This window comes from Arthrobacter sp. NPDC058097 (assembly GCF_042884885.1).
Classification (GTDB): Bacteria; Actinomycetota; Actinomycetes; order Actinomycetales; family Micrococcaceae; genus Arthrobacter.
Genome location: NZ_JBHVSZ010000002.1, coordinates 441,190 through 462,575 on the forward strand (window position 1 = coordinate 441,190; position 21,386 = coordinate 462,575).

Below are 21,386 nucleotides of genomic sequence, written 5' to 3' on the forward strand. Positions count from 1 at the left end.
TGGGCCGGGCCGGAGCGGAATGCTCCGGTCAGCGTGGGGCTGGGAACCGGACGGTCTTCCTAGCTGCCGAGGAACTCGATGGCTGCCTGCTTGAAGGCGCGGCTGGTGATGGCGCTTGTGTGCGTGCGCCCCGGCAGGACGAGCTGCTCGGCCACGGAGCCGGCCTTCAGAGCCAGGTCGGCGAGCTGCGGCATGGACTCGGCGCGTTCGTCATTTTCGCCGGCCACCAGCAGCATCGGCATGTGCGGCACGGCCTCGGCGGGGTCGTAGGGTTCCAGCTTGATGGCCTCTACGAGGGACAGCAGCGCGAAGATGTTATTGCTCGGCAGTGCCTGCGCCATGCTTAGGAGCCCGGCCGTGGACGAGTCCTCAATGGGCGTGCCGTCGGCCAGGTACCGCTGGGCGGCCACGAGGTCGAAGGCCGCCAGCGGGTCGGCCATGTTCGCGCCGCCCAGCACCATCCGGTGGACCAGCTCCGGCTGGGTGGCGCCAAACTCCCAGGCGAGCCGGGAACCGAGGGAATAGCCCACCACGTCCAGCCCGCTGGCAGGGTCACCGTCGCGCAAAGGCCGGGCGCCGGCGTCGAACGCTATCTGCAAAAGGTCCGCCCTGATCCTGCTGGGGGAGTAGGAGTCCATGTCCTCCGGTGCCCCGCTCCGGCCGTGGCCGGGAAGGTCGACGGCGATGACCCGGCGGCCGGCTTCCAGAAGCGCCGGGATCCAGCCCGTGTCCTCCCAGTTCAGCTTGCTGGACGCGGAGAAGCCGTGAATGAGGAGGACCGGGCGGAGGCCGGCGTCGTTCTTGGGGTCATGCACCTCGACGTAAAGCTGCGGGTCGGTGCCCTCGACCGTGTGGGAGTGCTGTTCGCCGGTGTGTCTGCCGCTCATCGCCTCAGTCCTCGTCAAGTCTCATCCTTGTCAGGTGCAGGGCTCGCCGGGACTGCTTCGTCGCCGGTCCGCCGTGGATGGGCACCACTCTACCCGTCTGCGGACCGGGCAAATCCGCGGCTAGGAGAGCCGGGCGCGCCGGGACGCCGCGAACCGGGCCCCCGCCCAGCAGGCGGCGGCGATGCCGGCGATGAGCAGCAGTGTGCTGATCAGCTGGATGCGGCTGCTCTCGGCGCTGAAGCCCACCACAAACACCAGTCCGAGCAGCACGAGGCCGAACACGGTGAGCCCGGGGAAGCCCTTCATTCGCAGCGGCAGGGGCGTGCCGTCCCGGTCCGCCCGCCGGCGCAGGATGAGCTGGGAGACCAGCGCCGAGCCCCAGACCACGAGGCAGGTGGATCCGACGAGCTGGAACAGGGCGGGCAGGATACGTCCGGGGAACAGCAGTTCCAGGACCGTGGCGATGAAGCCGAACGCGACGGAAACGCCGACGGCGGTCATCGGCACTCCGGCCCCGCTGAGCCGGGACAGGAAACCGGGAGCCTCGCCGCGCTCTGCGAGCGAGAACACCATGCGGGACGCCCCGTAGAGGTTGGCGTTCAGGGCGGACAGCAGGGCGACGACGGCCACCAGGGTAATGGCGGTGGCGGCACCGGGGATGCGAGCGGCATCCAAAACGCCGGCGAACGGCGAGGACAGGGCCTCCGACGTGGCGGGAAGGACGGCGGCGATCACGAAGACGGAGCCGATGTAAAAGACGAGGATCCGCCATACCACTGTGCGGATGGCCCTGGTAACGCTGTGCTCGGGGTCTTCGGTCTCGGCGGCCGCGACGCTCACGATCTCCGTGCCGCCAAACGCGAAGATCACCACGAACAGTGCCGTGGCAATGCCGCCAAGGCCCGAGGGCGCGAAGTCTCCGGTGATGTTGGCCAGCCCGGGGGACGCCACCCCCGGCAGGAGCCCGAGGAGCAGCGCGGCGCCGACGCCCAGGAACAGGACGATGGCGGCCACCTTGAGAATGGCAAACCAGAACTCGAACTCGCCGAAGTTCTTCACCCCGGCCAGGTTGATGCCCGTGAACACCACCATGAACACCAGCGCGAGTGCCCACACCGGAACCACCGGCCAGACCGAAAACAGCAACCCCGCCGCACCGAGTGCCTCCGCAGCGATGACCACCACCAGCTGCAGCCACCAGAGCCAGCCCACGGTGGCTCCGGCGGTCTTGCCCATGGCGCGTTCGGCGTACACGGAGAAGGCGCCGCTGTTGGGGTTGGCTGCCGCCATCTCGCCGAGCGCCCACATGACCAGGATGATGAGCGTGCCGGCCACAAGGTAGGAAACCAGGACGGCGGGGCCGGCCGCCTGGATCCCGGCACCCGAGCCCAGGAACAGCCCGGCGCCTATGGCGCTGCCGAGGCCCATCATGGTGAGTTGGCGGGGCTTCATGCTGTGGCGGAGCTGGACTGCGGGCCGCTCTGCCGTGGACTTCGTCGTCATGCTGCGTACCTTCTTGGGGTTGGGGACTGGTCCTTTTGGGACCTTTCGAATTTACACCCAACTTTCGCGAAACATTTTGCATCCCGGGCGCCCGGCCGTAGAATCAGTTTTAGTCAACTTGACTATAACTAGTCCAGGGCGGAGCCGAAGGCGCCCGGCCGATCGCAGCGAAGCGGGTGATTACCGTGTACACCACCTCAGCCAACGTGGCCGAGCGGCAGTCCGCGCCGCCGTCGCTCGCCATTTCCACGGTGATTTTCGCGCTCCGGCCCAGCGAATCCTCCGGCCGCCCCACTCTGTGGATACCGCTGGTCCGCCGGATCCGGGAACCGTTCAAAGGCCAGTGGGCCCTGCCTGGCGGCCCGCTGACCCACGCCGAATCCCTGCAGGACGCCGCGTCGCGGAACCTGCGGGAGACCACAGGGCTGGCGCCGAGCTACCTCGAGCAGCTCTACGCCTTCGGTGGCCTGCACCGTTCACCCACCCAGCGTGTGGTGTCCATCGTCTACTGGGCGCTGGTCCAGCCCACCGAGGCTGCGCTCGCGGACGAATCCGAAAACGTCCGGTGGTTTCGGGCCGACAAGCTCGGCAGCCTGGCCTTCGACCACAACGCGATTGTGGACTACGCCCTGTGGCGCCTGCGGAACAAGCTGGCCTACGGCTCCATCGCCTACCACTTCCTGGGGGAGTACTTCACCCTCGCCCAGGTCCGCGAGGTCTACGAGGCCGTGCTGGACACGCAGCTGGACCCCGCCAACTTCCGCCGCCAGATCAAGTCGACGCCGGAAATCGAAGAAACCGGTGAATACCTCCAGGGCGGCAAGCACCGCCCGCCGCGTCTTTACCGATTTACCGGCCGCCCCGGCCTCGACCCAGATAACAGGAGCACCCCATGAGCAGCGTCAACACTGCCATCCAGCTGATCACGCGTGAACAGGCCGAGAAGGCCACGGCAGCCGGCGCCGGCGGCACCTGCAGCCCGGCGCTTGCCAAGGGGCCCTGGGAGTACGACCTTGCGGAAACCCTCGCCGGTGTTCCGGCCTACGGTCCCGGGGCTTCCAGCGCGGACGTCGCTCCGGCCTCCACGCCGCGCCAGGGCCAGCTTCCCGAGGAATACAAGCTGGCCGGCGAAGCCGAGCTCGACGCCCGGATCCGTGCTGCCAAGGCAACGCTCGGTGACCGCGCCGTCATCCTGGGCCACTTCTACCAGCGCGACGAGGTTGTCCAGTACGCCGACTTCGTTGGCGACTCCTTCCAGCTGGCCAACGCCGCGCTGACCCGGCCCGACGCCGAGGCGATCGTGTTCTGCGGCGTGCACTTCATGGCCGAGACCGCCGACACGCTCTCCACGCCGGAGCAGGCTGTCATCCTGCCGAACCTCGCAGCCGGCTGCTCGATGGCGGACATGGCTGACGCCGATTCCGTGGAGGAGTGCTGGGAACAGCTCGAGGAGATTTTCGGCACCGAGCCCGACGCCGAGGGCCGCGTTCCGGTCATCCCCGTCACCTACATGAATTCCTCCGCGGCACTGAAGGCCTTCTGTGGCCGGAACGGCGGGATCGTCTGCACCTCCTCCAACGCCAAGACGGTCCTGGAATGGGCTTTCGAGCGCGGCCAGCGCGTGCTGTTCTTCCCGGACCAGCACCTCGGCCGGAACACAGCCAAGGCACTGGGCGTCCCGCTCGAGCAGATGCCCATGTGGAACCCGCGCAAGGAACTCGGCGGCAACGACGAACAGGCCCTGCTGGACTCCCGCGTCATCCTCTGGCACGGCTTCTGCTCGGTCCACAAGCGCTTCAACGTGGCCCAGATCGAGAAGGCCCGCGCCGACTTCCCCGGGGTCAACGTCATCGTGCACCCCGAGTGCCCCATGGAAGTGGTGGACGCGGCCGACTCCGCCGGATCCACGGACTTCATCCAGAAGGCCATTGCCGCAGCCACCGAACCCACCGTCTTCGCGATCGGCACCGAGATCAACATGGTGAACAGGCTGGCGGCCCAGTACCCGCAGCACACCATCTTCTGCCTGGACCCGGTGATCTGCCCGTGCAGCACCATGTACCGGATCCACCCCGGCTACCTGGCCTGGGTCCTCGAAGAGCTCGTGGCCGGCCGCATCGTCAACCGCATCACCGTGGACGACGACGTGCAGCAGGACGCCAGGACTGCACTCGAGCGCATGCTCGCCGCCAAGCCCCAATAGTCCGAAAAGAGCCCGCAATGACCATCCCCAGCGAAAACGGAACGGACGCACGCCGGCGGCTCGCCGTCGTCGGCAGCGGCATCGCCGGCCTCTACGCCGCGCTGCTCGCGGCGGAGGCAGGCGCCGACGTGGTGCTGCTGACCAAGGGCGCGCTCGCGGACAGCAACACGTACTTCGCGCAGGGCGGCATTTCCGCGGTCCTGGACGAGCCGTCGCCCGGGGACACCGTGGCTGCCCATATCGCGGACACCCTGAAGGCCGGCGCCGGGCACTGCAACCCGGCGGCCGTCCGGGTGCTGTGCACCGAGGCGCGCCGCGACATCGCCGGGCTCGGCCGCTTCGGCGTCCGTTTTGACCTGGACGACGACGGCGACCCCGCCCTGGGTCTTGAGGCCGCCCACTCCGCGCCGCGGATCCTGCACGCCGGCGGCGACGCCACCGGCGCCGGCATCGCCAACGCCCTGATCTGCGCGGTGCTGGCGGCACAGGCCACGGGCAGGATCCGGCTGCTGGGCCACGCCAGCGCCACAGCCCTGCTGCAGCAGGGCCGGCGGGTCACGGGCGTCGAGTTCCTGCAGGACGGCCGCACGGGCAGCATCCAGGCCGACGCCGTGCTGCTGGCCACCGGCGGGGCAGGCCAGCTGTTCGCGCAGACCACCAACCCGTCCGTTGCCACCGCGGACGGCCTGGCCCTCGCCTGGCGCGCCGGTGCCGCGGTCGCGGACCTGGAGTTCTTCCAGTTCCACCCCACCTGCCTGGTCAGGTCGGGTGAGGGAGGGAAGTCCGACGGCGACCAGGACCCGCTGCTGATCTCCGAGGCGGTGCGCGGCGAAGGTGCGATCCTCGTTGACGCCCAGGGCCGCCGTTTCCTGTCCGGCTACCACCCCGACGCCGAACTCGCCCCGCGCGACGTGGTATCCCGCAGCATTGCGCTGCATCTTGCCGCGCTCGGCGACCCCAACGGCCACGTCTACCTCGACGCCCGGGGGATCGAGGCCGCCAGGGGAGCAGGCTTCCTGGCGCGCCGCTTCCCCACCATCACCCGAGGCACCCGCGAGGCCGGCATTGACTGGACCCGGGAACTCGTCCCCGTCACACCGGCCGCGCACTACTGGATGGGCGGCGTCTCCACTGACCTGCATGGCCGCACCACCGTCCCCGGACTCTTCGCGGCCGGCGAAGTCGCCTGCACCGGAGTCCAAGGGGCCAACCGGCTGGCCAGTAATTCGCTGCTCGAAGGACTGGTTTTCGGGCGGCGGGCTGTGGAGGCGTTCCTTGGTGAACAGCGTGAGCCGTCGCAAGCCAGCACTACTCCGCGTGCTAGCTCGGCCGCGAGCGGCCTCCCTTTGACGCACGCTTCCGTAGCACTGTCCCGCGACTTCGCGGCGGACGACGGAAGCGCTGCGCCCAACCCCGAGGAGGGATTGGGAGATGCTGAACCGGGGGAGTTCTCTCGTTTTGCTCTGCGGCGGTTGATGACTGCCAAGGCCGGGGTGCTTCGCAGCGGCTCGTTGCTGCGGGAGGCGGGGACTGAGATTGCCGGGTGGTTCGAAGATGTGTGTCCGGAAATCGCGCCGCTGAGTGCGGACCCGCGTGTTCACGAGGATGCCAACCTGTTGCTCGCAGCGCAGCTGCTGGTCCATGCGGCGCGGGAGCGGACCGATTCGCTGGGCGCGCACTATCGGGACGACGGCCTGCCGGAACGCGCCCTCAGCCTGGCTGGCCAGCCCGACACCCTAGACGAAGAATTCAGAATGAGCCCGAAAGCGAGCCTTGTCCATGACTAGCCTGACCCTCCCTGCAGCACCCGTCCGCGAGATCCTGGAGCGGGCCTTCGCGGAGGATGCGCCCAGCGGCGACATCACCTCGCAGCTGCTGATCCCTGCCGAGGCGCATGCCACCGCGGTACTCAACGCCCGCGTCCCCGGGGTCTTCAGCGGCGGCAGCGTGTTCCGCGACGCGATGCTGATGGTGGATCCGGATACGCAGGTTGAGCTGCTCGTGGCCGACGGCGAAGCGTTCGCCGCGGGAACGAAGCTCGCGCGGGTCACCGGCCGGGCACGCAGCGTGCTGCTGGCCGAGCGGGTCGGCCTGAACCTCGCACAGCGGATGAGCGCGATCGCCACCAGGACGGCGGAATTCGTGGCACTGGCCGCCGGTACCAAGGCGCGCATCACGGACACCCGCAAGACCACCCCCGGCCTGCGGGTGCTGGAACGGTACGCCGTCCGCTGCGGCGGCGGCGCCAACCACCGCTACAGCCTTTCCGACGCCGTCCTGGCCAAGGACAACCACCTGGCCGTCATGACCGGGGGAGACCCGGCAAGGCTGACCGCGCTGCTCGCCGACGCGAAGGCCCAGCTTGGACACACCACGCATTTCGAGGTGGAGGTGGACAGCGCCGAGCAGATCGAACCCGTCCTGGCCGCGGGCGTGGACACCATCATGCTCGACAACTTCAGCCTCGAGGAACTCCGCGCCGGAGTCCGGCAGATCGCCGGGCGGGCCGTGGTGGAAGCCAGCGGCAACGTCAACCTGCGCACCGTGGCGGACATCGCTGCGGCCGGCGTGGACGTCATCTCCGTCGGTGCCCTGACGCACAGTGTCGCGGCGCTGGACCTCGGCCTGGACGTCGAACTGACAGTGGGGTGAACACACCATGATCTTCCTGGACGCAGCAGCCACAACGCCCGTCCGCCGGGAGGTGCTGGAGGCCATGTGGCCCTACCTCACCGGCGAATTCGGCAACCCGTCAAGCCACCACTCGCTCGGCGACTCCGCCGCGCGGGCGCTCACGGATGCCCGCAGGACCGTGGCCGCGGTACTGGGCTGCCGGCCGGGAGAGATCACCTTCACGTCGGGCGGCACGGAGGCTGACAATCTCGCCGTCAAGGGGATTGCGCTGGCCCGGCAGGCCGCGGACCCGGCTCTGAACCGGGTGGTGATCAGCGCCGTCGAGCATCCCGCCGTGGAGGAGTCCGCACGGTACCTGGAGCGCTTCCACGGCTTCGCCGTGGACGTGGTGCCTGTCGACGGGAACGGGACGGTCACCCCCGAGGCGCTCGCCGCGGTGCTGCGGGAGGAAACCGCGCTGGTCAGCATCATGTACGCCAACAACGAGGTGGGGACCGTCCAGCCGGTGGCCGACCTGGCGGCACTGGCGAAGGAGCGTGGAATCCCCTTCCACACCGATGCCGTGCAGGCCGCCGGCTGGCTGCCGCTGGACGTGCGGGCGCTCGGCGTGGACGCGCTGAGTATCTCCGGGCACAAGCTCGGGGCGCCCAAGGGCAACGGGGTCCTGTTCGTGCGGGGCCGTACCCGCGTGGAGCCGCTTGTGCACGGCGGCGGCCAGGAACGCGGCCGGCGGTCCGGCACCGAGAATGTGGCGGGCGCCGTGGCCCTGGCCACTGCCCTCACCCTGGCCCACGCGGACCGGCCCGCGCTCGCGGCCCGCGTGACTGGCCTCCGCGACCGTTTTGTCGGCGCCGTACTGGGCAGCGTTCCCGGTGCACTGCTGACCGGCCATCCCTCCGAACGGCTGCCCTCGGTGGCGTCGTTCTGCTTCCCCGGCACCAGCGGGGAGTCCGTGCTCCTGGAACTCGAGCGCCAGGGCGTGGTCTGCTCCAGCGGCTCGGCGTGCGCGGCCGGATCGGACGCGCCGTCACCGGTGCTGTTGGCGCTGGGCATCGAAGCTGAGGTGGCGCAGACCGCCGTGCGGTTCAGCTTCGATTCGTCGGTGACCGCCGCCGACCTGGACGTCGCCGCCACGGCGGTGACGGCCGCCGTCGGAAGCGTCCGGAACCTGGGCCTGGTTCCAGGTTAGGGTGCCGGTCAGCCAGCGGCCGTGACGGGGTTGGAGAGTTCGCCGATCCCGCCCACCCGGCAGGTGACGGTGTCGCCCGGCCGGATGCCGGCGCTCGCCGCCGGGAAGCCGGTGAGCACCAGGTCGCCGGGATGCAGGGTCATGAACGAGGTCAGGTAGACGAGGATCTCGTCCACCTTCCAGCCGAGGTCCGCGGTGCTTGCCGCCGGCAGTTCGGTGCCGTTGTGGACGACGGCGACGGGCAGGTCCGCATGGTCCAGCCCGGTGACGATCCACGGCCCGGCCGGCGTGAACGTGTCCTGGCTCTTGGCGCTCAGCCACAGCTCATCGGACTTTTGCCGGTTGCGCGCGGTGACGTCATTGCCGATCGTGTAGCCCAGAATTGCGGTCCGCGCGTTGTCCAGGGTCAGGTTTTTCACTGTCCGGCCGACGACGACCGCCAGTTCCGCCTCCGGCTCCACCAGTCCGATTCCGGCCGGCAGCTCGATCGCCTCGCCCGGCCCGATCACGCTGGTGGCCGCCTTGTGGAAGGCCTGGGCGGGAAGGTCCCGGCCCGCCTGCCCCGTGTTGTGGGCCATCCCCAGGACGTTGGCCGGGACGCTCGGCGCCAGGAAGGTGAAGCTGTCCTCGGAGACCTCAGTCCCGGGCTCCCATCCTTGTCTGTGGCTGCTGCTGGCGTTGGCTCGCGAGCCGGGGAAGGGGGAAGCCACCACCGTCCAGGTCCGACCCGCCGCGCTCTCGAAGTCCGCGGCGTGGTTGGCCACGAAGAACTGCTCGGGCAGCCGGGCTGTGCCTGGGTCCCGGTTTGTGTCCCGGTTTGTGTCCCGCGCGGCGGACGGCTGGGCTGGGGCGAGAGGGCGGACGCGGGCGATCCGCTGGGCAGGTGGGGTCATTCAGCCATCGTATGTGCAGGGGCGGAGGGGGCCGGGAACTGGGAAGCGTCAGTACAGCTCGCCGACGGGGATCTCCACAGCCAGCCGGTTGGCGGGGCCGGCGAGCGGACAGGCCCAGGCCTCGTTGTAGGCGCAGGAGGGGTTGTAGGCGAAGTTGAAATCCAGCACGTACTGGGCCTCGGACCCGGAACCGCGGACGCCATGGAAGGCGCCCTTGATGGTGTCCAGGAGGTAGCGCCCGGCACCGTAGCTTCCCCCAGGCTTCCCGGCGGTGGCATCGCGGAACGGAACGAAGATCCCGCCGCCGTAGCCCCTCAGCTTCCACACCGCCAGGTGCCCCATCTCGGGAAGGTCGAACGTTCCCAGCCTGACGAACCTGACCAGTCCGTCCGTTCCGGTCTCGACGTTCATCTCCTGCCCGGCGCCCTCCTTGGTCAGGGGGACATAGAAGCGGTAGATGGGATCGTAGTCTGCCGTCTTGAGTCCGTAGAAGGACGCCTTGGCCTCGGCCGTAAGTGCCGAGGCGGCGTGCGTGCCGAACATCCGGTCGCGCTCCTGGCGCCAGTAGGCGTGGGCTTCCGCCGGGCTGTCCGCGGCGATCTTGCGAACCGTGTCGTAAAGGGCGAAGGTCCGCAGCCGCCAGTCGGCAATGTCGAGGGCGGACATGTTCGCCAGGGTCTGCTCTGCTGCGTCCAGCTCATGTTCGGCCATGACCTCAGCCTATTGCTAATTCACCGGCGAAACGCTGACCCGGGGCCCCGGGTTGAGCCCGGCGTCCCGGCTAGGCTGGAGCCATGACAGGGATCACGGCCTCTGGACGTACGGGCACCGCCGCCGTCGTGCTGTTGACGGCGGGACTGATGGCCGGCTGCAGCAGCGACGGCAGGGGAGGGCCCGCGTGGACGGCGGAGCCGGGCACCAGTCCGGCGAGCGGGGCTCCCTCCGGGTCCGCGAGCCCCTCCGCCACCGTGTCGGCCGGTACTTCAGCTTCACCCGGCGCCACGGCGGCGGCGTGGAAGGTCTTCACCGACCCGGCCAAGACAGTGAGCTTCGAGCTTCCGCAGGACTGGATTGCCCAGTCGGTGGAACCTGAGAAGGGAACCCTTCCCGGCGCGGTCAGGATCGAAGTCAAGGACAAGGAAGGCACGTACCTGGCCACCCTCCAGACCGGCCTGCCCAACACCACGGCAGCGGGCTGCTCCGCGTCCGCCCGCAAGCCCTACGTCGTCGTCAGCAGTGTTCCCGTGGAGCTGCCGCACAGCGGCGGCCAGGGGACCATCGACCCGCACGTGGTCTTCAGGGTGATCCAGGGCTACCGCTACTTTGGCTCCTACGGCATCACCAACCTGGTGGGCGGCGCCGATTCCAAGGCCTGCCAGCTGCAGAATGTGGTGCAGGGCCTTCCGGGCAAGGGGAACTACTCGTTCAGCGACGTGCGCTCGCTGAAGGCATTCACGCCGGATGAAAAGGTGGCCCCGGCCAAGGCCTTCGACACCCTCGACCAGGCCGCCGGCTACGTCAACAAGGGCTCCGAATTCGCCAATGTCCAGCGGATGCTAATGTCTCTGGAGATCAAGAGCTAGTCCCGCTGCGCCTCCGGCACACCCAGCCCCGCAGCCGCGACTGGCTGACGCCGCCGCCTCACACCCCGGAGACCCATGGAACGAACTGTTGCTGCCCGCCTGGTATTCAAGACTGTGGCCGACACCAAGGTGGCGATGGCCATCTCCGTGGCGCGAAACGCCGGCTATACGTCCTTTGCGGAGGACCTCAGCGTGACCGCGGGCGGGGAGCAGGTTCCGCTGACAGAGCTTTCGGACCACCACGGCGGCAGGTTCCACTACATGCAGTTTGCCGACCCCACGGAGGTCACGGTGGATTACTCGGCGACCGTCGGGGGACATGCCGAACCCGAGGAGGCCTCGCTGATGGAACTGATCCGCTACGTCCGGCCCAGCCGCTACGCGGAGTCCGACCGGCTGCTGCCCACGTCGTATGCGGAGTTCGGCGGACTCCAGGGCGAGGAGCTGCTGCACGCCGTCCGCAAGTGGGTCTTCAACGAACTGCGGTACGTCAGCGGTTCATCCCGGGGGACGGACGGCGCCGTGGAAACCCTCCTGCACCGGAGGGGAGTCTGCCGGGACTACGCACACCTGGCGATCTCGCTGCTGCGCGCCAAGAACGTGCCTGCACGGCTGGCGGCCGTGTATGCGCCGGGCCTTTCCCCGATGGACTTCCACGCCGTGGCCGAGGCGCATGTCAACGGGGCCTGGCACGTGATCGACCCCACCGGCCTGGCGCCCAGGGGCGCCATGCTGCGCATCACCGCCGGGCGCGACTCCTCGGACACCGCCTTCCTGTCCACGGTGGGCGGCAGCCTGTCCCTGCGGGAGATCCGGGTCTCCGCCACAGTGGAAGGCGAGCTGCCGGCGGAGGATCCGGACAAACTGGCGGTCATCCGCTGACGTGAGCCCCGCGGAGGTTCACTTCCGGCGTAACCGTCCTCCCGCCGTCGGCCGTCACCTGCCGTCCGCTAACGGGACGGCAGGTGATTAACGGGTCGGCAGCGACGCACGCAGCTTCTCGGTGAGGCGCAGGAGTTCCCGCTGCTCCGCCGCTGTCAGGGCCGGGGCGACAAGCTCGGCGATGTCCCGCACGTGCTCCCGGCCGATTTCCTTCTGCACCGCGGCGCCCTCCTCCGTGAGTTTGAGCAACACGCCCCGGCCGTCGTCCGGCGCCGGCATGCGTTCCACGAGGCCGCGTTTCTCCAGCCGGTCCACCAGCCTGCTCAGGCTGGACTGGCTCAGCAGCACGTTGTCGTTCAGCTCGTTCAGCCGCAGCCAGCCGGAGGGGCACCGCGACAGGGTGAACAGCACGTCGTACTCGTTCACCGCCAGGGTCCGGAAGGCGGGGCCGGACTGCAGCCGGCGCATCACGGCAACCTGTGCGCGGAACAGCGACTCCCAGGTTTCGGCGGCCAGCCGGACTGTGGACGTCGACCGTCCGGACGCCGCCGGGGCGTTCCGGGGTGTCATCGCGACTCCGTCGGCGAGGCAGCGGCAGCGTCCTCACCTGCGGTGCCCTCCGCGGCGGCGCCCTCACCTGCGATCCGTGCGACAACGCGTCCGGCGTGCGTGGGCGGGGCCGGGATGTGGGCAGGCGTGCGGTCGGCGTACTCTTTCCGCAGCACCGGGAGGACCTCCTCGCCGAACAGGTCAAGCTGCTCCAGGACGGTCTTCAGGGGCAGGCCGGCGTGGTCGATCAGGAACAGCTGGCGCTGGTAGTCGCCGAAGAACTCGCGGAACGTGAGGGTCTTCTCGATGACCTCCTGCGGGCTGCCGACGGTGAGCGGGGTCTGCGACGTGAAGTCCTCCAGCGACGGGCCGTGGCCGTAGACCGGGGCGTTGTCGAAGTACGGCCGGAATTCCCGGACGGCATCCTGGGAGTTCTTCCGCATGAAGAACTGTCCGCCCAGCCCAACGATGGCCTGGTCCGCCTTGCCGTGGCCGTAGTGCTCGTAGCGTTCGCGGTAAAGGCCGATCAGCTGCTGGTAGTGCTCCTTGGGCCAGAAGATGTTGTTCGCGAAGAACCCGTCGCCGTAGTAGGCGGCCACCTCCGCGATCTGCGGCGTGCGGATGGAGCCGTGCCAGACAAAGGGGGCCACGCCGTCGAGCGGGCGCGGAGTGGAGGTGAAGTTCTGCAGGGGCGTGCGGAACTTGCCGGACCAGTTGACGGTGTCCTCATCCCACAGCTTGCGCAGCAGGCTGTAGTTCTCGATGGCGAGTTCGATCCCGTCCTGGATGTTCTTGCCGAACCAGGGGTAGACCGGGGCTGTGTTGCCGCGGCCCAGCACCAGGTCCACGCGGCCGTCGGAGAGGTGCTGCAGCATGGCGAAGTCCTCGGCGATCTTGACCGGATCATTCGTGGTGATCAGCGTGGTGGCCGTGGACAGCGTGATGCGCTCGGTCTGGGCGGCGATGTACGCGAGCGTGGTGGTGGGGGAGGAGGAGAAGAAGGGCCGGTTGTGGTGCTCGCCGAGGGCGTAGACGTCCATGCCGATTTCTTCGACCTTCTTGGCGATCGCCACGGATGCCTTGATGCGCTCATGCTCGGTAGGGGTCCGGCCCGTGGTGGGGTCCTGGGTGATGTCGCTGACGCTGAATACGCCGATCTGCATGATGAGCCTTTCGTTCGCCGAGGTTGTTCGGGCCTGCTTTTACCAGTGTACCCCGATTTACATGCATTTGCATGTACTGCCCTCAACGTCCCCGGTGCCAGGATATTCCCGCCCCTCCCAACTAGGTAGCAGCACAGGGGGTTCCCGGCGCTGGGAACCCTCTGAACTGCTACCCACTTGGGGACCAGCCGCGCGCGAGGAGCGCCAGCCGGACCTTGCGGGCGGCCGCCCGCGCGTCGTTCTCCATGTGGGTCTTGCCGATCCGTACCAGGATCCAGCCAGCGGCCGCGAAATCCTCGTCGCGGCTGATATCCCTCAGCACCTGTGCCGGATCGGAATGCCCCTCGCCGTCGTACTCCACCGCAACGCGGAACTCCGGATATGCAAGATCCGGCTGACGCACGATGCCGCCGCCCAGGGCCACCGGCACGTTGACGTCGGCATCCGGAAAGCCACGGCGCGCCAGCGCAAGCCGGAGCCTTGTTTCAGGAGCGGAATCCGCGCCGACGCGTGCCTGTTCCACCGCCAGCCGGGCCTTGCGGATCCCGGGCGTTCCTTTGTGCCGGTCCAGCATGTCAGCGAGTTCGTCCAGGGTGGCGTGGGGCGCGGACCTCCCCTCGAATTCGGGACGCGGATGGCGCAGCAGATGGTCTGCCACCACCGTCAGCTCATCGACGCTCATCCGCCGCGCAATGTCGAGCCACGTCCGGACCCTGCTGGTCACGAACGCCCCGTGGAGCTCCACGATCTCGTCCGGAAAGAACTGCCCGCGGTGGCCCACCACGCCCCGGCGCCGGGCGATGGTAACCGCGTCCGGGCGGGAAATGTGGACGCCCGGCTGGTCGGCGCCGGGGAGAAAGCCGGGGAACTCCCGCAGCAGGAACGCCGTGGCGTGGGAGGCCGCCGAAAGGCGCGTTACCAGCGTGTGGGGCCGGGCCAGCTGCGCAAGCCGCATTAGGCACTCGGGGCCACTGCCGTCGTCGGAAGGCACCCGGATACCGCGGCTGGGAGTCACTAGACCGCCGATCTTCAGGCGGTCCCGGGAAATCCCGGCGTCGAGTGCTTCATGCACGGTGAACGGCACGGCCGAGAGGTGGTCCGGCAAAGGGCTCGGATATTTCATGGGGCCCATCGTTGCAAAAACTGGACGCGGGATTGGGGTTATCCACAGGCTCTGCGGCGGTCACGTGATCTAGGTAGCAGCAGAGGGCGTTCCCAGCGCTGGGAACGCCCTCTGCTGCTACCTAGATGGGTGTGGAGGACGGGAAGGGGAGGCGCGGGATTATTCGGGGGAGCCGGGGGCGGCGCGGCGGCCGCTGAGCTTGGGAACCATGCCGGTGGTCCAGTCGGCGAACTCGGCATCGACGTCGTCATCGGCGGGGGAGAAACCGGGCCGCTGCTTGAGCTGGCGCATGAGCTCCCTCTTCTCCTTCCGCCCCTCCACCAGCCGGTACAGCACAGGGACGAGCACCAGGGTCAGCGCCGTGGAGGAGACGAGGCCGCCGATCACCACGATGGCCAGCGGCTGCGAAATGAACCCGCCGCCGCCCGTCATGCCCAGTGCCATGGGGGTCAGCGCGAAGACCGTAGCCAGCGCCGTCATGAGGATGGGGCGGAGCCGCTGCCGGGCGCCGTGGGTGATGGCGTCGGCGACGCTCATGCCCGGCTTGGCACCGCGTGGCTTCCGGTACTGGTTGATCAGGTCGATCAGCACAATGGCGTTGGTCACCACGATGCCCACCAGCATGAGCATGCCGATGAGCGACGGCAGCCCCAGCGGCACCCGTGTGGCCAGGAGCAGGGCAACAGCTCCGGTGGCGGCGAACGGCACGGAAACGAGGAGGATCAGCGGCTGCACGAGGGACTTGAACGCCGCCACCATGATGACGTAGACAATGGCGATGGCGGCCAGCAGTGCAAGGCCCAGCTGCCGGAACGATTCCGCCTGCTGCGTGGTGGCGCCGCCGATCTCCGCGGTCACTCCGGCGGGCAGCTCCACGCCCTTGAGGCGCTGCTGGACCTCCGCGCTGACGGCGCCCAGGTTGGATCCCGACGGCGTGATGGACACCTGCGCGGTCCGCTGGCCGTTGCTGGAGGTGATGGAAACGGGGATGTCCACCTGCTCGACGGCGGCAATCCGGCCGAGCGGGACGGCGCCGGCGGCGGTGGGGAGCGGTATGTCGCGGACGGCGGCGATGCTGGTGAAGCGCTTGGCTTCGCCGATCTGGACGGGGAAGTCGTCCGTGTCGATGCGCACTGTGCCTGCGGGAACGGGGCTGATGGTGGAGGCCAGGACGCCCGCCACCTGCTCCTCGGTCAGGCCCGCGGCAACGGCCTTGGCCCGGTCAACCTTCACCTGCACCACGGGCTGGCTGGCAGCCAGGTTGGTAGTCACCTCGCTGCTTCCGGGCACTCCGGTCATGGCCTTGACCATGGCGTCACTGGCCTTCTTCAGATCTGCGGAGGTGGCCGCCTTCAGGGTGATGTCGACGGTGGAGGACGTGCCGAAGCCGCCCTGCTGGGAACCGACGGAGATCTGGCCGGCGGCACCTGCTGCGGCCAGTTCGCTGCGGACGGTGTCCTGCAGCCTGCCCTGGTTCGTTTTTTCATCCGTGACAACCGTGAAGGAGGAATTGGAGGCGCCGGAGGATGTCAGCGCGGTGAAGCCGGCCTGCGCATTCCCGGAGGTCACCTGCACATCCTTGATCCCGTCGATGCCCAGGAGCACGTCCTCGACCTTCCGGGCCGCGGCGCTGGTGTCGTCGAGGCTCGTGCCGGCCGGAAGTTCCTGCTTGACCGTCATGCTGTTCTCGCCGGAACGCCCCAGCAGGTCGGTGGCGAGCAGCGGCGTCATTGCGGCGGTCCCGCCGAGGACCAGGACCGCGGCGATCAGGGTGAGCACTGGGTGCTTCTGGGTCTTGTTCAGCACCGGAAGGTAGCCGCGCTGCAGGAGACTGCGCTGCTCGGCCTCATGCGCCTGCTCCTGGACCTCCAGGGCAGACCGGGGGGCGTCGCCTGCGCGTTCGTTGGCGGGACTCTTCAGGAACCAGTATGCGAGCACGGGAACGATGGTCAGGGACACCAGCAGCGAGGAGAGCAGCGCAATGGTGACCGTCAGCGCGAACGGACGGAACAGTTCGCCCGCGAGCTCGCCGACAAACGCGATCGGAAGGAAGACGGCCACGGTGGTCAGTGTGGAAGCGGTGATGGCGCCGGCCACTTCACGGATGGAGGTGAGGATCGCGGTGAGCTTGGCTTCGCCGTAGCTCAGGTGCCGCTTGATGTTCTCAATGACCACGATCGAGTCGTCAACCACCCGGCCGATGGCGATTGTGAGTGCGCCGAGCGTGAGGATGTTCAGCGAATATCCCGTGCCGGAGAGGCCGATGAACGTGATCAGCAGCGACAGGGGAATGGACACGGCGGTGACCAGGGTGGAGCGGACGGACATGAGGAAGAGAAGGATGACGGCTACCGCGAAACCGAGGCCCAGCAGACCCTCCGTGGTGAGGTCCTTGATGGACTTCTCGATAAAGGGTGCCTGGTCGAAGACGGGCGTGAACTTGGCCTTCGAGCCAAGCTCCGCCTCGAGCTGCGGCAGCAAATCCTTCACAGCGTGCGAGATCGCGACGGTGTCGCCCTCGGGCTTCTTCGTCACGGAAATGGCGAGCGTTTCCAGGCCGTTCGTCCGGGTGATGGACGTCCGCCGGTCATCCTTGATGCTGACGTCGGCTACTGAACCGATGGTGGTGCCGGCCGCGGCGCCGCTGAGCGGCAGGGCCTTTACCGCGGCCACCGAGTCAACCGGGCTGCCGATCTGCAGGGAGAGGCTCTGGCCCTTCTCCTCGATCGTGCCGGCCGGGACAAGGTCGCCGTTGTTGGTCAGGGCGTTGCGGACCGACTGGATGCTGGCGCCGGCGGCGGCCATTTTGGCCGTGTTCGGCTGGATGAGGATGTGCCGCGCGGCCCCGCCGGCCACGTCGGCGCCACGGACGCCGTCGAGCTTTTGCAGCCTCGGCACCGACAGGCGCTGAAGGTCCGTGTTCAGCTCACTCAGTGGCTTGTCGGAGGAGACGGCGAGGAAGACGATCGGGAAATCGCTGATGCTGCCGGCGATGGCCTGTGGCTGGACGTCGTCCGGCAGCGTGCGCTTGGCGTTGGAAATGGCCCGGTCGATCTGGTTCCGGGCCCGGTCCAGGTTGGAGCCGTAGGTAAACACCAGGCTGATCTGCGAGACGCCGTTGCGGGAGGTGGACGACGTCGACTCCAGGCCTTCGACGCCGTTCAGCGCCGTCTCCAGCGGCCGGCTGACCTGCTTGTTCACCACCTCGGGCGACGCCCCGGGCATCGACGTGATCACCGTGATCCGCGGGAACTCAATCGAGGGAATGAGTTCCTGCTTCAGCGAGGACATGGTGATCACGCCGAACACCGAGGCGAAGATGGTGATCAGCGCGATGAGCGCGCGGTTCCCGAGGGATAGGTGGGCCAGCCGGAACATCGCATGATCTCCTGGGTCGACGGACTTCTTGTCTGGGTGGAGCCCGCCGCGACCCGTGCCGGGTCAGCCCCAGGTTGGTCAGCGCCGGACGGTCACCGCTGGACTGCGGGCGATGCTTCCAGCTGAAGGCTCTTGGCGGTGGCCTTCTCGAGCTCCGCCGCCAGCTCCGGGTTTTCGTTGAGCTTGACGCCGTAGCCCGGCATCATTTCCTTGAGTTTGGACTGCCAGCCCTTGAAGTTCTTGGGGAAGGACTTCTGCAGGAGCTCGATCATGATCGGCACGGCCGTCGAGGCACCAGGTGAAGCACCGAGGAGGGCGCCGATGGAACCGTCGCGGGCGGCAATCACCTCGGTGCCGAACTGCAGTACGCCGCCCTTCTTCGGATCCTTCTTGATGATCTGCACACGCTGGCCGGCGGTGATGAGTTCCCAGTCGCCGTCCTTGGCCTCGGGGTAGTACTCGCGCAGCGCCTCCACCTTGTCGCCGTGGCGCTTGGCCACCTCCTTGACCAGGTAGGCGGTCAGGTCCATGTTGTCCTTGGCCACCGCCAGCATCGGGATGATGTTGCTCGGCCGGATGGACAGCGGGAGATCGAGGTAGCTGCCGTTCTTCAGGAAGTTCGTGGAGAAGCCTGCGTACGGCCCGAACAGCAGGGAGCGCTTGCCGTTGACGTAGCGGGTGTCCAGGTGCGGCACCGACATGGGCGGCGCGCCCACGGAAGCCTGGCCGTAGACCTTGGCGTTGTGCTGTGACGCGAGCGACGGGTCTGTGCAGCGGAAGAACTGGCCGGACACGGGGAACCCGCCGAAGCCCTTGCTTTCCGGGATGCCGGAAGCCTGCAGCAGATGCAGTGCGCCGCCGCCGGCGCCGACGAAGACGAACTTGGCGCGGATACTGCCGCGCTCACCAGAAGCAGGGTGCTTGAGCGAAAGGTCCCAGCCGCCGTCGGACGCCCTGCGGACATTGGTGACGTCGTGCCCGTAGTTGATTTCAACGCCGTTGTTGGCCAGGTATCCGGTGAGCTCGCGGGTCAGGGCACCGAAGTCCACGTCGGTGCCTTCGGCGGCCCGGGTGGCGGCGACGCGCTGCTTCGTGTCGCGGCCCTTGACGATCAGTGGCGCCCACTTGGCGATCTGCGCGAAGTCCTCGGAGTACTCCATGCTCCGGAACAGGGTGTGCTCCTTGAGCGCGTTGAACCGGGCCTTGAGGAAGTTCGCGTTGTCGTCGCCGATGACGAAACTCATGTGCGGAACGGTGTTGATGAATCCCTTGGGGGAGCCGATCAGGGAGTTGTCCACCAGGTGGGACCAGAACTGGCGGGACAGCTGAAACTGCTCGTTGATGTGCAGCGCCTTGGCAGGATTGACCGAGCCGTCTTTGGCTGCGGGGGAGTAATTAAGCTCACACAGCGCGGCGTGTCCGGTACCGGCGTTGTTCCACGGTCCCGAGCTCTCCAGGCCGGCCTCGTCAAGCCGCTCGAACAGGGAGATGGTCCAGTTGGGTTCGAGCTGCTTGATGAACGCACCCAGCGTGGCGCTCATGATGCCGCCGCCAATAAGGACGACGTCGGCATGTTGGGTCTTGGAAATGAAGGTCACAATCAGTCTCCGATAGGCGGCTCTGGCTGTCACAGAATATCCCCGCACCGCCCACTAACTGAAATTGCGCCCCGGCGTCAAGACCTCAGCTGGACCTTGGTGAAAACTTCATTTAATACCGGCGAGGCCGGATAGCTGGCCACCCGGTCGGACAGGGCCAGGGCGGAGATCGGGAAGGCGATGGGGACCGCGGGCAGGGACTCCGCGATCTGGGCGTTGATGGTCTGGTACTGCTGCGTCCGTTCCTGGCCGTCCGGTAGTCCACGGGCGCGGTCGATCTTGGCGAAAACCTGCGGGTCCTGGTACCCGAACTCGCCGTTCTTCTCGCCAAAGAGCGGGGCAAGGAAGTTGTCGGCGTCAGAATAGGAGCCGTTCCAGCCGAGCAGGTGCAGGGCGTGGTCGCCGGGGTTCTGCACCTTCTGCAGGTAGCCGTCCGTCCAGTCGACGGGGACGGGCTGGATGTTCAGCCCCACTGCCGTGAGTTGGCGGCTGATTTCCGCATAGACCTTCTCCGGGGTGGGCAGGTACGGCCGCGTGACGTTCATGGGGTAGTAGAACTTCAGGGCCTGGCCCTTGTAGCCGGCATCGGCCAGGAGTTCCTTCGCCTTGGCGGGATCGTGTCCGAGCGCGGGGGCGTTGTTGTTGAACCCGCTCAGCTTGGGCGGTACGAACTGTGAGGCCTGGGCCGTGTTGTCGATGAAGAACCGCCTGATCAGCGTGTCCTTGTCGATGGCCAGTTCGATGGCCTGCCGGATTTTGAGGTCCTTCAGGACCGGAATCTCCTGGTTCATGCCCAGGTACATCACCGAGAACGGGTCCCGCTGGATGATCTGCTTGCCGCGCTTGACCAGTTGGTCGAAGTTCCCCACCGTCACGGCGTCATAGCCGTCGATCCTGCCGTCCAGCAGTGCCTGCAGCCGCGTCTGCGGGTGGTCGTAGGTGACGAACTTGAGGGTGGCAATCTGTCCGCGGGCGCCCCAGTACCCCTTGTTGGTCACGAGGGTGACGCCCGTGCTGTCCCAGGCGGAGAAGCGGAAGGGGCCGGTGCCCACTGGCTGTGTGGCGTAGGCGGAAAGTGCCTGGCTGCCGCGCCGGAGGCTGAGCTGGTCAGCCTTCCCGGCGGCGAGTGCCTTGGGGGAGGAAATGGCAAACGCGGGAAGCGTCAGGGCCTGGAGGAAGCCGGTGAAGCGCTCCGTGAGGCTGATCCGCACCCGCAGGGCCGACAGGGCAGTGCAGGATTTGAAGACGGACAGCTCCGCATGGTCGGCGTGTTCCTTGAAGACTCCCTTGAAGGTGGTTCCCGGAGCCTGTTTCCGCAGCGCCTCTGAAAACTTGAACCAGCGCTCGAAATTGGTGCAGACGGCCTCAGCGTTGAAAGGCGAGCCATCGTGGAACTTGATGCCCGGGCGAAGGGTGAAAGTGTAGGACATGCCGTCCGACGATTCTGTCCACTCCGTGGCCAGGAGCGGCGTGGGCTCGCCCGTTGTCTGGTCGACGCCCACCAGGCCTTCCAGGATCTGCCGGGTGACCCGCTGGGATTCGACGTCGTTGGCCAGGGCGGGGTCCAAACCCAGAGGCTGCGAGGCTGTGCCGAACGTGAAGGTCTCCGAGGGCTCAGCGGCGGCTTTTGTGGTGCTGGCCGCGGCGGACGACGGCGTGGGCTGGGCTTCGCTGGTGCACGACGTGAGGGACAGGCCCAGAAGGACGGCGCCGGCCTTGAAGGCCGTACGGCGCGGGATACTGCTGCTGGGCACTCGATTACCACCTCTGGACTGCTGGGGTGCGCGTGGGCGGCTGCTTG

Annotated in this window: 17 protein-coding genes; 7 read left to right on the plus strand and 10 right to left on the minus strand. The window is 67.9% G+C overall.

From position 1 onward, the window contains the following. Nucleotides 1-59: 59 nt before the first annotated feature. Entirely contained in the window at nucleotides 60-887 is an 828-nt protein-coding gene (locus ACFVTE_RS05945) for an alpha/beta fold hydrolase (protein ID WP_387098136.1), read from the minus strand. 120 nt (nucleotides 888-1,007) lie between these two features. Continuing rightward, on the minus strand, nucleotides 1,008-2,390 hold the full coding sequence (locus ACFVTE_RS05950; protein WP_387098138.1) for an amino acid permease: 1,383 nt from the start codon (nucleotides 2,388-2,390) through the stop codon (nucleotides 1,008-1,010). Nucleotides 2,391-2,575: 185 nt separating this feature from the next. On the opposite strand from ACFVTE_RS05950, the gene ACFVTE_RS05955 reads away from it, so the two are divergent. From ACFVTE_RS05955 to ACFVTE_RS05975, 5 genes are read left to right on the plus strand one after another with little or no spacing between them, the layout of a single operon-like run. Next, complete coding sequence (locus ACFVTE_RS05955; RefSeq protein ID WP_331574896.1) at nucleotides 2,576-3,286, plus strand: NUDIX domain-containing protein; 711 nt, start codon at nucleotides 2,576-2,578, stop codon at nucleotides 3,284-3,286. Continuing rightward, nucleotides 3,283-4,593 carry a quinolinate synthase NadA gene (gene nadA / locus ACFVTE_RS05960; RefSeq protein WP_387098140.1) on the plus strand — a complete coding sequence of 437 codons (1,311 nt, stop codon included), beginning with the start codon at nucleotides 3,283-3,285 and terminating at the stop codon, nucleotides 4,591-4,593. The genes ACFVTE_RS05955 and nadA overlap by 4 nt, the downstream gene beginning before the upstream one ends. A gap of 17 nt (nucleotides 4,594-4,610) precedes the next feature. After that, nucleotides 4,611-6,380 carry an L-aspartate oxidase gene (nadB, locus tag ACFVTE_RS05965; RefSeq protein WP_387098142.1) on the plus strand — a complete coding sequence of 590 codons (1,770 nt, stop codon included), beginning with the start codon at nucleotides 4,611-4,613 and terminating at the stop codon, nucleotides 6,378-6,380. Continuing rightward, complete coding sequence (gene nadC, locus ACFVTE_RS05970; protein WP_387098144.1) at nucleotides 6,373-7,245, plus strand: carboxylating nicotinate-nucleotide diphosphorylase; 873 nt, start codon at nucleotides 6,373-6,375, stop codon at nucleotides 7,243-7,245. Before nadB ends, nadC begins: the two co-directional genes overlap by 8 nt. A 7-nt stretch (nucleotides 7,246-7,252) precedes the next feature. Continuing rightward, nucleotides 7,253-8,416 carry a cysteine desulfurase family protein gene (locus tag ACFVTE_RS05975; protein WP_387098146.1) on the plus strand — a complete coding sequence of 388 codons (1,164 nt, stop codon included), beginning with the start codon at nucleotides 7,253-7,255 and terminating at the stop codon, nucleotides 8,414-8,416. Between the two features lie 8 nt (nucleotides 8,417-8,424). Here ACFVTE_RS05975 and ACFVTE_RS05980 read toward each other — a convergent pair whose 3' ends face one another. Continuing rightward, nucleotides 8,425-9,309: a fumarylacetoacetate hydrolase family protein gene (locus tag ACFVTE_RS05980; protein ID WP_387098148.1), complete on the minus strand. Its 885-nt coding sequence runs from the start codon at nucleotides 9,307-9,309 to the stop codon at nucleotides 8,425-8,427. Between the two features lie 48 nt (nucleotides 9,310-9,357). Then, nucleotides 9,358-10,020, minus strand: a complete 663-nt coding sequence (locus tag ACFVTE_RS05985) for a DUF1684 domain-containing protein (RefSeq protein ID WP_387098150.1) — start codon at nucleotides 10,018-10,020, stop codon at nucleotides 9,358-9,360. Nucleotides 10,021-10,103: 83 nt separating this feature from the next. Here ACFVTE_RS05985 and ACFVTE_RS05990 point away from each other — a divergent pair, with 83 nt between their 5' ends. Both ACFVTE_RS05990 and ACFVTE_RS05995 read left to right on the plus strand, forming a co-directional pair. Continuing rightward, complete coding sequence (locus ACFVTE_RS05990) at nucleotides 10,104-10,892, plus strand: hypothetical protein (RefSeq protein ID WP_387098152.1); 789 nt, start codon at nucleotides 10,104-10,106, stop codon at nucleotides 10,890-10,892. A 75-nt stretch (nucleotides 10,893-10,967) separates the two neighbouring features. Then, entirely contained in the window at nucleotides 10,968-11,774 is an 807-nt protein-coding gene (locus tag ACFVTE_RS05995; RefSeq protein ID WP_387098154.1) for a transglutaminase family protein, read from the plus strand. Between the two features lie 87 nt (nucleotides 11,775-11,861). On the opposite strand, the gene ACFVTE_RS06000 is transcribed toward ACFVTE_RS05995, so the two are convergent. The 6 genes from ACFVTE_RS06000 to ACFVTE_RS06025 form a co-directional block, all read right to left on the minus strand. After that, complete coding sequence (locus ACFVTE_RS06000) at nucleotides 11,862-12,344, minus strand: MarR family winged helix-turn-helix transcriptional regulator (protein WP_387098156.1); 483 nt, start codon at nucleotides 12,342-12,344, stop codon at nucleotides 11,862-11,864. Beyond that, nucleotides 12,341-13,486 (minus strand): LLM class flavin-dependent oxidoreductase, encoded by a 1,146-nt coding sequence (locus tag ACFVTE_RS06005; RefSeq protein WP_387098158.1) that lies wholly within the window; start codon nucleotides 13,484-13,486, stop codon nucleotides 12,341-12,343. The genes ACFVTE_RS06000 and ACFVTE_RS06005 overlap by 4 nt, the downstream gene beginning before the upstream one ends. Before the next feature lie 169 nt (nucleotides 13,487-13,655). Next, nucleotides 13,656-14,609, minus strand: a complete 954-nt coding sequence (locus ACFVTE_RS06010; protein WP_387098160.1) for an endonuclease domain-containing protein — start codon at nucleotides 14,607-14,609, stop codon at nucleotides 13,656-13,658. A 159-nt stretch (nucleotides 14,610-14,768) separates the two neighbouring features. Continuing rightward, nucleotides 14,769-17,987, minus strand: a complete 3,219-nt coding sequence (locus tag ACFVTE_RS06015; RefSeq protein WP_387098162.1) for an efflux RND transporter permease subunit — start codon at nucleotides 17,985-17,987, stop codon at nucleotides 14,769-14,771. Between the two features lie 92 nt (nucleotides 17,988-18,079). Beyond that, entirely contained in the window at nucleotides 18,080-19,585 is a 1,506-nt protein-coding gene (locus ACFVTE_RS06020) for a malate:quinone oxidoreductase (RefSeq protein WP_387098164.1), read from the minus strand. Nucleotides 19,586-19,662: 77 nt separating this feature from the next. Continuing rightward, nucleotides 19,663-21,339, minus strand: coding sequence for an ABC transporter substrate-binding protein (locus tag ACFVTE_RS06025; RefSeq protein WP_387098166.1), 1,677 nt, complete (start codon nucleotides 21,337-21,339; stop codon nucleotides 19,663-19,665). Between the last annotated feature and the right edge of the window lie 47 nt (nucleotides 21,340-21,386).